General features: G+C 66.8%; 10 protein-coding genes. 4 read left to right on the top strand and 6 right to left on the bottom strand.

Going from position 1 to position 10150, the window contains the following annotated elements; translation table 11 throughout:
- Nucleotides 1-217: 217 nt before the first annotated feature.
- The 4 genes from AC1DS6_RS38830 to AC1DS6_RS38815 form a co-directional block, all read right to left on the bottom strand.
- Nucleotides 218-1081 (bottom strand): ferritin family protein, encoded by an 864-nt coding sequence (locus AC1DS6_RS38830; protein WP_441637196.1) that lies wholly within the window; start codon nt 1079-1081, stop codon nt 218-220.
- 198 nt (nt 1082-1279) lie between these two features.
- Nucleotides 1280-2500 (bottom strand): patatin-like phospholipase family protein, encoded by a 1221-nt coding sequence (locus tag AC1DS6_RS38825; RefSeq protein WP_441637200.1) that lies wholly within the window; start codon nt 2498-2500, stop codon nt 1280-1282.
- A 69-nt stretch (nt 2501-2569) separates the two neighbouring features.
- Entirely contained in the window at nt 2570-3451 is an 882-nt protein-coding gene (locus AC1DS6_RS38820; protein ID WP_441637194.1) for a PhaM family polyhydroxyalkanoate granule multifunctional regulatory protein, read from the bottom strand.
- 69 nt (nt 3452-3520) lie between these two features.
- Nucleotides 3521-4390, bottom strand: a complete 870-nt coding sequence (locus tag AC1DS6_RS38815; protein WP_276286433.1) for an enoyl-CoA hydratase/isomerase family protein — start codon at nt 4388-4390, stop codon at nt 3521-3523.
- 114 nt (nt 4391-4504) lie between these two features.
- Here AC1DS6_RS38815 and AC1DS6_RS38810 point away from each other — a divergent pair, with 114 nt between their 5' ends.
- Entirely contained in the window at nt 4505-4960 is a 456-nt protein-coding gene (locus tag AC1DS6_RS38810; RefSeq protein WP_441637198.1) for a CoA transferase, read from the top strand.
- Here the strand turns inward: AC1DS6_RS38810 and AC1DS6_RS38805 are convergent.
- Both AC1DS6_RS38805 and AC1DS6_RS38800 read right to left on the bottom strand, forming a co-directional pair.
- Entirely contained in the window at nt 4957-5940 is a 984-nt protein-coding gene (locus tag AC1DS6_RS38805) for a fumarylacetoacetate hydrolase family protein (protein ID WP_441637192.1), read from the bottom strand. The two genes, AC1DS6_RS38810 and AC1DS6_RS38805, sit on opposite strands and share 4 nt — an antisense overlap.
- A gap of 31 nt (nt 5941-5971) precedes the next feature.
- On the bottom strand, nt 5972-6991 hold the full coding sequence (locus AC1DS6_RS38800; RefSeq protein ID WP_441637190.1) for a Bug family tripartite tricarboxylate transporter substrate binding protein: 1020 nt from the start codon (nt 6989-6991) through the stop codon (nt 5972-5974).
- Between the two features lie 270 nt (nt 6992-7261).
- Here AC1DS6_RS38800 and AC1DS6_RS38795 point away from each other — a divergent pair, with 270 nt between their 5' ends.
- From AC1DS6_RS38795 to pcaD, 3 genes are all read left to right on the top strand, one after another.
- Nucleotides 7262-8095 carry an IclR family transcriptional regulator gene (locus tag AC1DS6_RS38795; RefSeq protein ID WP_441637188.1) on the top strand — a complete coding sequence of 278 codons (834 nt, stop codon included), beginning with the start codon at nt 7262-7264 and terminating at the stop codon, nt 8093-8095.
- A 19-nt stretch (nt 8096-8114) separates the two neighbouring features.
- On the top strand, nt 8115-9164 hold the full coding sequence (locus AC1DS6_RS38790) for a DUF3108 domain-containing protein (protein WP_477104495.1): 1050 nt from the start codon (nt 8115-8117) through the stop codon (nt 9162-9164).
- 91 nt (nt 9165-9255) lie between these two features.
- On the top strand, nt 9256-10098 hold the full coding sequence (pcaD, locus tag AC1DS6_RS38785) for a 3-oxoadipate enol-lactonase (protein ID WP_441636162.1): 843 nt from the start codon (nt 9256-9258) through the stop codon (nt 10096-10098).
- Nucleotides 10099-10150 lie beyond the last annotated feature (52 nt).

Here is a 10150-nt window from a genome sequence, read left to right as displayed (position 1 = left end):
CGCGCCACGTCCAGGTCGACACGCTCCACCGTCCATGGCGCAGTCACGCCAAGCAGCTGCCGGTACAGTTCCACGCTGTCCATCGCACACCTCCTTACCAAGCCATGCGCGAAAGCGTACTACCTACCCACACGAAAGTCTGAAGAACCAAAAAACAAAACCCCATCAACCGATGGGGTCCGTTCTGCCGAAGGCAACTCAAATAACCAAACCTGAATCAAGCCTGCGCCGGCTGCGCCCCCCCAGCCGCCTGCAACTTCGCATTCAACTCCTTCCGATACCGGTTCAAATCCTGCACCGTCTCAAACGTGCGCTCGAACAACAGCGACATATTGTGCAGAATCCGCTCGATGACCTTCTTCTCCCAGCTTTCGTCAAAGCGGATCTGCTCGTCGAGCCAGTGCTCGAGCCAGTCCGGATCCGGCAGGCGCGATTGCACGGTGTCGTTGGGGAACAGCGCCTTGTTGACGTGCAGGTTGGTCGGGTGCAGCGGCTTTTCGGTGCGGCGGGCGGAGGCCATCAGCACGCCGATCTTGGCGAAGGCCGAGCGGGCGCTGTCGCCGAACTGGTTGAGGTATTTCTTCATGTAGCGCAGGTAGGCGCCACCGTGGCGGGCTTCGTCCTGCGACAGGGTGCGGTAGATCTGCTTGATCACCGGCTCGGTGTGCCATTCGGCGGCACGGCGGTACCAGTGGTTCAGGCGGATCTCGCCGCAGAAATGCAGCATCAGGGTTTCCAGCGGCGGGGCCGGGTCGAACTCGAAGCGCACGGCGTGCAGTTCTTCCTCGGTCGGCACCAGGTCCGGGCGGAAGCGGCGCAGGTATTCCATCAACACCAGCGAATGCTTCTGCTCTTCAAAGAACCAGATGCTCATGAATGCCGAAAAGTCGGAATCGTGGCGGTTGTCGCGCAGGAACATCTCGGTGGCGGGCAGGGCCGACCATTCCGTGATGGCATTCATGCGGATCGTCTTGGCCTGGTCGTCCGTGAGCAGGCTCGGGTCGAAGGAATCCCAGGGGATGTCCTTGTCCATGTGCCAACGTACCGCTTCCAGCGATTTGAACAGTTCGGGGTAGAGCATGGTAAGCCTTTGAAATTACGGGCAGATTCTACCAGATGCGAATTATTCCCAATGCTCTTTTCATGCGGAAACGATGGGAGCGGATGCGGCTGGATCTGCGCGGTACTTAATTTATGGGCGAATATCGCTTGTTCCACCGATTTTCCTTGCGCGGCAAGGAGCATTATGCGTCACTTGCGGCTGGGCCGCGCCGATAGGTCAGGCCATCGCGCGGGCAGGTGGTTCATGACCCAGTGTAGCCGGGCGCGCGGACGTTGCGCCTATCTCGTTGCCATGATCGGGCGGGATGATGTCATACAGGAAGGCGGCCAGTTCGTGTTGTTGAGCCAGAGCATCCTGTTCGCCCAGGGTGATCAGTGCCTGGGTGAACTCAGGCTCGAACAGCAGGTAGCTGGCAAAGGCCGCGCCGCGCGCTTCGGTGCCGCCCAGCGGGGTCAGCAAGGCGCGCACGGTGCGCGGCAGCTGTTTTACATGTGTGGCAGCGATGGCTTCGATGGGTTCGCTGGGCGAAATCGTCATCACTTGCACCGGGCGCCAGCCCTCCCTGTCGTTGGCGATTTCCGGCATGCGCGAGAGCAGGTTGTTGATGTGCTGCAGCCGTTCCAGGTCCGCGGACAGACCGTCGAGGAAGATGCTCGCCAGGGCTTGGCCGCCCACCTGCGCCAGCGACGGGTAGCCGCCGGCGGGTACGGTGTCGAACCAGCCCGGGCGCTGGCGCGAAGCGGCGCCGATGGCCAGGATCCGCGAGGCGCCCAGGTGGATTGCCGGCGACAGGGGCGACATCTGGCGCATGGTGCCATCGCCGAACCACTCATGATGCCCGTCCAGTTCCAGCGGCAGCGCGGGGAACAGGAAGGGAATGGACGAGGACGCCAACAGGTGGTCCACACCGATCTTCGCTTCCACGGCCAGCCGCTGGCTGCGGCGCCACGGATGGATGCGGCGGTGCGACTGGTAGAAGGTGACGTGGCGGCCGGTGCTGTAGGACAGCGCCGTCACGGCCAAGGCCTGGAGGTCGCCGGCGTCCAGGCTCGCCTGTACCCGCTCGGGGTCGAACAGCTCGGAGAGCAGGCCGCCGAGCGGCGCGTTGTCGAACAGCGCCCGCGGCGCGCGCCGGGTGACCCAGCCGAAAGCCAGCGCGGAGAGCCAGCGGGCACCCGATGCGCCCACGCCGACCACGCCGGTCCGGTAGACATCCTCGGCATGGATGCCGCTCCATAGCGCGGCCAGGCTGTGGGCCGCCGCGCGGAAATTGGCGGCGTTGATCGCCATGCCTGCGCCGTTGATGGCGCCGGCCGACGTGCCGCAGATGATATCGAAGGGGATGCGGCCGCGATCCAGGCCGTGACGGGCGGCGATGCGGGCGAGGCCTTGCAGCACGCCGGCCTGGTAGGCGGCGCGGGCGCCGCCGCCCATCATGATCAGCGCGGTGGTCTTCACCAAGGGTGTCGGCTCGATGGGTGGATCACGGCCAGCTCCGGCACGGGTTCAGTGCGGCTCGCCGGGCACATCCGGCTTGTCCCCGGATGCGGGGGCGCCGGCCGTGCCATTCACCGGCGCGGACTTGGTCGCCGCGGGCTTCTTGCCGGCCGGACGCTTGGCTGCGGCCTTGCCTGCGGCCTTGACGGCTGGCTTGGCGGCGGATTTGGTGCCGGGTTTGCTGGCCGCCTTGGCAGGTTTTGCCGTCTTGCCCGCACCGGCCGGCGGCTTGCTCGCGGGCTTGGCGGCAGATCCGGGCTGCGCATCCGCCCCTGGCATGCCAAAGCCGCCGAGATTGCCGAACGGCGTCAGGCTGGCGGTTGCGGCGCTGCTGGCGATCTGGTTGAACTGTTGCTGCAGAACATCCCACCACAGACTGGCATCGGGCGGGGGCGCGCTGGCCTGGCCGGACGCGGCGGCCGGCTGTTCCGCCTGGCCGGCTGCGGACGCTTCGGGGACGTCGGGGCCGTTGTCTTCCTCGTCCTCGTTTTCCTCGACCGTGGGCTCGGGCCAGACGCGCTTTGCCGCGGCGGGTTCCGCCTTGTGCTGGAACGGCGCGGCGCTCGGCGAGCTGGCGGCGCGCGCGACGTTTTCCATGGCGCTTTGCATGGCCTCGGGCGAAAGCGCGGTGCCGATGGTCTGCAGCGCCACCAGGGTGGCGCGCTGGACCTCCAGGCCCTGGATGGTGGTGCGCAGCAAATTGGTGTTGAGCTGCAGCCAGCCTTCCACGGCCTTGAGGTCGTGGATGCGCTTGTCGACTTCCTCCAGGTTCATCGGCGGGGTCATGGCCTGCAGGCCCGGCATCAGCCCGCCGGGCATGCCGGCGGCGCTGCCCCACATCTTGCGGAGGAACTCGAAGCCGTTGGTGAAATCTGGGATCTGGCCGAACATCGTTTCGTCTCCGGGGGTCGGCAGCCGGCGGTGCCGGCTGCGGGGTCGAACTACATTAGTCGAACTGCATCAATCGAACTTCGGCGGCCGCTTCTGCCGCAGGCTCGCCACGCCTTCCTGTACATCGGGGCCGGCAAAGCCCATGAATTCAAGCGCCAGCGAACTGTCGAACGCCGGGCCCGCCATGCGCAGCCAGTTGTTGAGCGCGTACTTGGTCCAGCGGATCGCCGTTTGCGACCCGGCGGCCAGCCGGCGCGCCACGTCGAAGGCGCGCTCGACCAGTTCATCCTCGTCCACGGTCAGCGACACCAGCCCGATGCGCTCGGCCTCTTCGCCGCTCACCGACTCGCACAGCATCAGATAGTACTTTGCCTTGGCCATCCCGCACAGCAGGGGCCACACGATCGCGGCATGGTCGCCTGCCGCCACGCCCAGCCGCGTATGGCCGTCGACGATGCGCGCGGTCCTGGCCGCGATCGAGATATCGGCCAGCAGCCCGGCCACCAGCCCGGCGCCGACTGCCGGGCCGTGCATGGCCGAGACGATCGGCTTGTCGCAGTTGATGACGTTGTAGACCAGGTCCCGTGCTTCGTGCCACACCCGCGTGCGGGTGGCGAAATCGTTGGCCATGTCTTCCACCAGGGACAGGTCGCCGCCGGCGGAGAAGCCTTTGCCCTCGCCGCGGATCAGCGCCACGCGCACCTCGGGGTCGGCCGAGACGTCGCGCCAGATTTCCGCCAGTTCGCGGTGCATGTTGGCGTCGGCGGTGGCCAGCTTGCGGTTGGCGGACTGGTCCGCGCCCATCACGATTTCGAGGATGGGACCATGCCTGCGCAGGGTCAGCGCGCGGTAGCGGTCGTAGCGCGGCGACAACGGCGCGGCGTCGGGCTGGGGCAGCGGTGAGGATTGCGGAGCATCTTGCGGAGGGATTGCGGTCATGGGGGGAGCGATGGCGGTGGCCATTCCATAGTGGATCATGGTGGGACCGGGCCGCGCATCGCAGCCCGGGGGCGCCACCGGAGCCTGCGCTGCGGCGGCGCATAGTCGACGGCAATTAGTCAACCGGTCGGTCGGTCAATTATAAGCACTCCCCGTCCTGTCTCTGCTAATCGCCGGAAGTTTCTCGCGCGCGCGCTTCATTCACCGCAAAGTCCCGCTTTTCCAGCACGTGCTGGCGCAGTAGCGCTTACGCAGTCCTCAGCGCATTGGCTGGCCGCGTTCGACAAGGCGGGGGTTCCGGCCGGGCCCGTCCACTCCGTGGGCGAAGCCCTGAGTCACCCGCAAACGCTCGCGCGCGGCATGGTGGTTGAGCAGCAGCATCCCGAGGCGGGCCCGATCAAGACCATCGGGCTGCCCGTGAAGCTGTCCGAGACGCCGGCGCAATACCTGCGGCCGTCGCCCCGGCTGGGGGAGGATACGCGAGCGCTCCTTGCCGAAGGTGGCTATGGGGAGCGGGAGATCGCTGCCATGCTCGCGCAGGGCATCGTCATGGAACCGGCGGTGGCTTAGCGCGGGGCCGACACCAGCTGGTCGATAGCGCCGAATACCGAACGGCCCTGCGCGTCGAACATCTCGATCTTGACCGCGTCGCCGTACTTCATGAAGCCGGTGACCGGCTGGCCGCCATCGATGATCTCCAGCATGCGCTTCTCGGCGATGCAGCAGTAGCCCTTGCTGCGGTCGACGTTGGAGATGGTGCCGGAGCCCACGATGCTGCCCGCCCGCACATTGCGCGTCTTGCAGATATGGGCGATGAGCTGGCCGAAATCGAACACCATGTCGGTGCCGCAGTCGGGCGCGCCCACTTTCTTGCTGTTCCAGTGCACGGTCATCGGCAGGTGCACGCGGCGTTCGCGCCAGGCTTCGCCCAGCTCGTCGGGCGTGACCGCCACCGGCGAGAACGCCGTGGCCGGCTTGCTCTGGAAGAAGCCAAAGCCCTTGCCCAGCTCGGCCGGGATCAGGTTGCGCAGCGACACATCGTTGGCCAGCATGATGAGGCGGATGGCGTCGGCGGCCTGCTCGGGCTTGGCCCCCATCTTCACGTCGCCGGTGATGACGGCGATCTCGGCTTCGAAGTCGATGCCGAAGGCTTCGCTGGCGCACACGATATCGTCGTGCGGGCCGATCATGTCGTCAGAGCCGCCCTGGTACATCAGCGGGTCGGTCCAGAACTCGGGCGGCATCTCGGCGCCGCGCGCGCGGCGCACCAGCTCCACGTGGTTCACATAGGCCGAGCCGTCGGCCCACTGGTAGGCGCGCGGCAGCGGCGCCATGCAGGCCTTGGGGTCGAAGGCGAACGGATGGCGCGCGCGTCCCGCGTTCAGGGCGTCGTAGACGTCCTGCAACTGCGGCGCGTAGAAGTTCCAGTCGTCCAGCGCGTTCTGCAGCTTGCCGGCGACATCGTTGACGTAGTGGGCGGTCTTCAGGTCGCGCGAGACGACCACGAGCTGGCCGTCGCGCGAGCCGTCCTTGAGGGTGGCGAGTTTCATGTATGCAATGCGTTAGGAAAAAAGCGGCCCGCTAGTCTACCGTGATGCCCTTGGCCTTGATCAGTTTGCCCCAGCGCTCGGCTTCGGCATGGGCGTACTGGGCGAATTCCTCGGGTGTGCTGGATACCGGCTCCACGCCGATGCCTTCGAAGCGCTTCTGCACGTCGGCGCTCTTGAGCGCCTTTACCAGTTCGGCGTTCAGGCGCGTCACTACCGGCTTGGGCGTGCCGGCCGGCACCACCACGCCTTGCCAGGCATAGGCCTCGAAGCCGGGCACGCCGGCCTCGGCCACCGTCGGCACCGTGGGCAGCGCCGTCAGGCGCTTGGGCGTGGCCACGCCGAGGGCGCGCACCTTGCCAGCGGCGACGTTCTGCTGGCCGGACGCCAGGTCGAGAAACATCAGTTCCACCTGGCCGGCGAGCAGGTCCTGCACCGCCGGGGCAGCGCCCTTGTACGGCACGTGTGTCATCTTCGTCCTGGTCTGGTCCATGAACAGTTCCATGGCCAGGTGGTGCGGGCTGCCGGCGCCGGGCGAGGCGAAATTGACCTTGCCGGGATTCTTCTGCACATACTCGATCGCTTCCTTCAATGTGCGTGCGGGGAAGTTCGGCGTGGCGACCAGGATCAGCGGGAAGCGCGCCACCATGCTTACATGCACGAAATCCTTGTCGGCGTTGTAGGGCAGCTTCTTGTACAGCGAAGGATTGGCCGCCAGCGTGGCGGTATCGGCCGTCAGCAGCGTGTAACCGTCAGGCTTGCTGTGTGCCACGGCGTCGGCGCCGACGATGGTGGCCGCGCCCGGCCGGTTGTCGATCACCACCTGCTGGCCGAGTGCCGGCGTGATGGCCTGGCCCAGCGTGCGCGCCACCACGTCGGTGCCGCCGCCGGCCGGGTAGGGCACCACCCAGCGGATCGGCTGGGTGGGCCAGTTGTCCGCGGCGCGGGCGGGCAGCACGGCGGCTCCCAGCGCCAGCGTGGCAAGCAGCGGTACCGCGCAGGCGCGCCAGGCTTGCCGTGCGGGCAGCAGGGAAAAGGGGAAAAGGCGGGTCATCGTTGTCTCCTGTAGAAGTCGGCCGCGTCGCGCCATGTGCGTTGCATGGCGGCTGCCGCGCCGGGGTTGGCCGGTGCGGTGTCATGGCATCAGCGCCCGGCCTGTATAGCGGTGTTCAAAGTGCGTTCAAAGTCTACCGACGGTTTAAAAATTGGTAAATCGATTTCGCTATAGTAAATTTAGGTTCCAACCTGCGTGATCGTCTCGCCCGTATTATTCCGGGATGTGATTCGTGCATGGCTTATTCACCGTTTTTCCGCAAGTTGCCGCATGACCGAACTCGAAGAAGACGATTCCAAATTGCGTTCCGGCATCCAGTCGATCGAGGTTGGCTTCAAGTTGCTGCAGGCGCTGGCCGCGTCGCCGCGCGCCATGATGCTGCGCGACCTGGCCGCCGCCGCCGACATGAATCCGGCCAAGGCGCACCGCTACCTGGTCAGTTTCCAGCGGCTGGGCATGGTGGCGCAGGACCCGGTGGGCGGACGCTACGACCTGGGCCCATTCGCGCTGCAGCTTGGCCTCGCGGGACTGAACCGGCTGGATCCGGTCAAGAAGGCCCGCCCGATTCTGTCGCAGTTGCGCGACGAAATGGACCAGACCATCGGCATCGCCGTGTGGGGCAACCACGGCCCGACCATCGTGCATTGGGAGGAGTCGAGCCACCCGGTTACGGTAAGCCTGCGCCTGGGCGATGTCATGCCCATGCTCAACTCCGCCACCGGCCGCCTGTATGGCGCTTATCTGCCGAAACAACAAACGCGGCCGCTGGTAGAACGGGAACTGGCCGAGCGCGGCCATGACGATATTCCGGGCCTGCCGCGCTCGCTGGCCGACTACGACGCGGTCTGCGAGGACGTGCGGGTGCATGGCGCGGCGCGCATCAAAGGTGGCGTGCTACCGGGCATCAATGCATTCTCGATGCCGGTGTTCGACGCCAACGGCCATGTCGCGATGGCTTTGATCGTGCTCGGCGCGCAGAGCGTATTCGATGCAGAATGGGGCGGTACGGTCGATCGTCACGTACGCGACATCGCCCGGCAGATTTCTTCGGAGCTTGGTTATCTTGGTGGCAGCCCGACGAACGGGCCGAACGGCCTTTCCTGACAAGCCCGCCTCGCGCCGCGTGCGCTTGGCGCTCGCGCTTGCGCTCGTGCTGGCGGTGCACCTGTTGGTGGTGGTGGGCCTGATGCACCTTCCCGGCCCGCCGGGCGACCCGACCGCCATGCCGGCGATCGAGGCCATCCTGCTGCCGCCGCCGGAGCCGCCGGCCGCGAAAGCGCCGTCGCATCCGGCACCCGTTGTGCAGAAGCGGCCCGCCGCGCCGCGGCCGGAGGCAGCGCCAGAACCCGTCCCGGCCGAATCGCTCCCGGAATCCCACCCTGAGACGCCGGCCACCGCGGAGGCGCCGACGCTGCTGACTGCGCCTGGCTCCGGCCCGGCCATGGCGAGCGCCGGCGGCCAGGCCGGGCAGGGTGCCGCATCCGCGTCCGCGCCCGCGGCTGCGGACGCGGGCTTGCCGGCGGACGGCGTTCGCTATTCGCCGCCGCCGTCCAGGCTGCTGCACTACGCCAGCTTCGTCAACGGCGTACAGAATCCGGATGGCCTCATCCGCTGGCAGCAGGACGGAGCGCGCTATCTGCTTGCGGTGGAAACACGGGTGCTGTGGTTCCGTTTCAACTTCCACAGCAGCGGCGCACTCAGTGAACGCGGCCTGGCGCCGGAGCGCTATGAGGAGAACCGCCGCAACCGCAGCGAGGCGGCCCGCTTCGACCGCGCCGCCGGCGCCCTGGTCTTCGAGGGGCGCAACAAGCAGGTGCCCTTGCCCGCCGCGGGCCAGGACCGCTTCAGCGTATTCCTGCAACTGGTCGGGCTGGTCCGCGGAAATCCGCAGCGCTACGCCACGCCCGGCGTCACCGAAACCTTCGAGGTGGCGGATACGCGTGACCTGGAGCCGATGCAGGTGCAGTATGTGGGAGAGGAGGACGTCGACACCGGTCACGGAGCGGTACACGCCAAGCATTTCATGCGCCTGCCGCGGCATGCGGGCGATCGCCGGCGGGTGGAGGTGTGGCTGGCGCAGTCGCTGCAGTGGATGCCGGTGAAGCTGCGCCAGACGGAGCCCGACGGCACCCAGATCGAACTCGTCTACCGCGACAGCGAAGCGCTGCGCTGAGTCGTCAATGAGTCGTCAATGATTCGTCAAGCGGTGGCGCGTCGGTTGCCGCCGTGGTTCACCGCGTTTGCTCAACTTCCGGAGACCTGCCATGAGCGCCACCCAGCCACCGTCCGAGGCCCGCCGCGTCAGCGTGGGCGATATCAGCCTCCAGGTTCGCATCGACGGGGGCGATGGCCCGTGGGTGATCCTGGCGCACGCGCTGGGTGCCAACCATACCTTGTGGGACGCCACCGCGCGCCACCTGGCGCCGCGCTATCGCGTGCTGCGCTACGACCTGCGCGGGCATGGCCAGAGCGATGCGCCGATCGGCGCCTATTCGATGATCCGCATGGCCGACGACGTGGCCGCCCTGATGGATGCGCTGGCGGTGCCGGAGGCGCATTTCGTCGGCGTCTCGGTTGGCGGCATGATCGGGCAGACGATGGCTGTGCGGTATCCGGAGCGGTTGCTGTCGCTTACGCTGGTGGATACCGTCAACCGTACCCCGCTGGATGCCCACCCGATGTGGCATGACCGCATCGGCCACGTGGAGGCGCACGGCATGGCGGGCGTGGCTGACAGCACGCTGGAGCGCTGGCTGAGCGCGCCGTACCGGGCCGCGCATCCGGAGGAGGCGCAGCGCGTGCGCGAAATGATCCTGTCCACGCCCGTGCATGGCTATGTGGGATCGGGGCAGGCCATCATGGCATTCGACCTGGCCGGGGCGATCGCACGCATTCATTGCCCCACATTGGTGGTAGTCGGCGAGGAGGATCAGGGCGCGCCTCCGGAGATGGCGCGCGAGATTGCCGCGACCATCCCCGGCGCGCGCCTGGAAGTGTTGCCCCGGGCGGCGCACCTTGCCCATCTCGAACAAGCCGAGCGTTTTCACGCAGTGCTCGACGCTTTCCTTGGTAATGCGGCTTGTGGGGCACAGTGCGAGGCGCCCTGATGCGATATCCGGTAATTTCCAGCAATATCTTTCGAACATAACTCAAGAACTT

This window comes from Cupriavidus sp. 05L310 (assembly GCF_056398185.1).
Note: the sequence above shows the minus strand (reverse complement) of the source record. Positions and strands in the feature narration are given on the sequence as shown.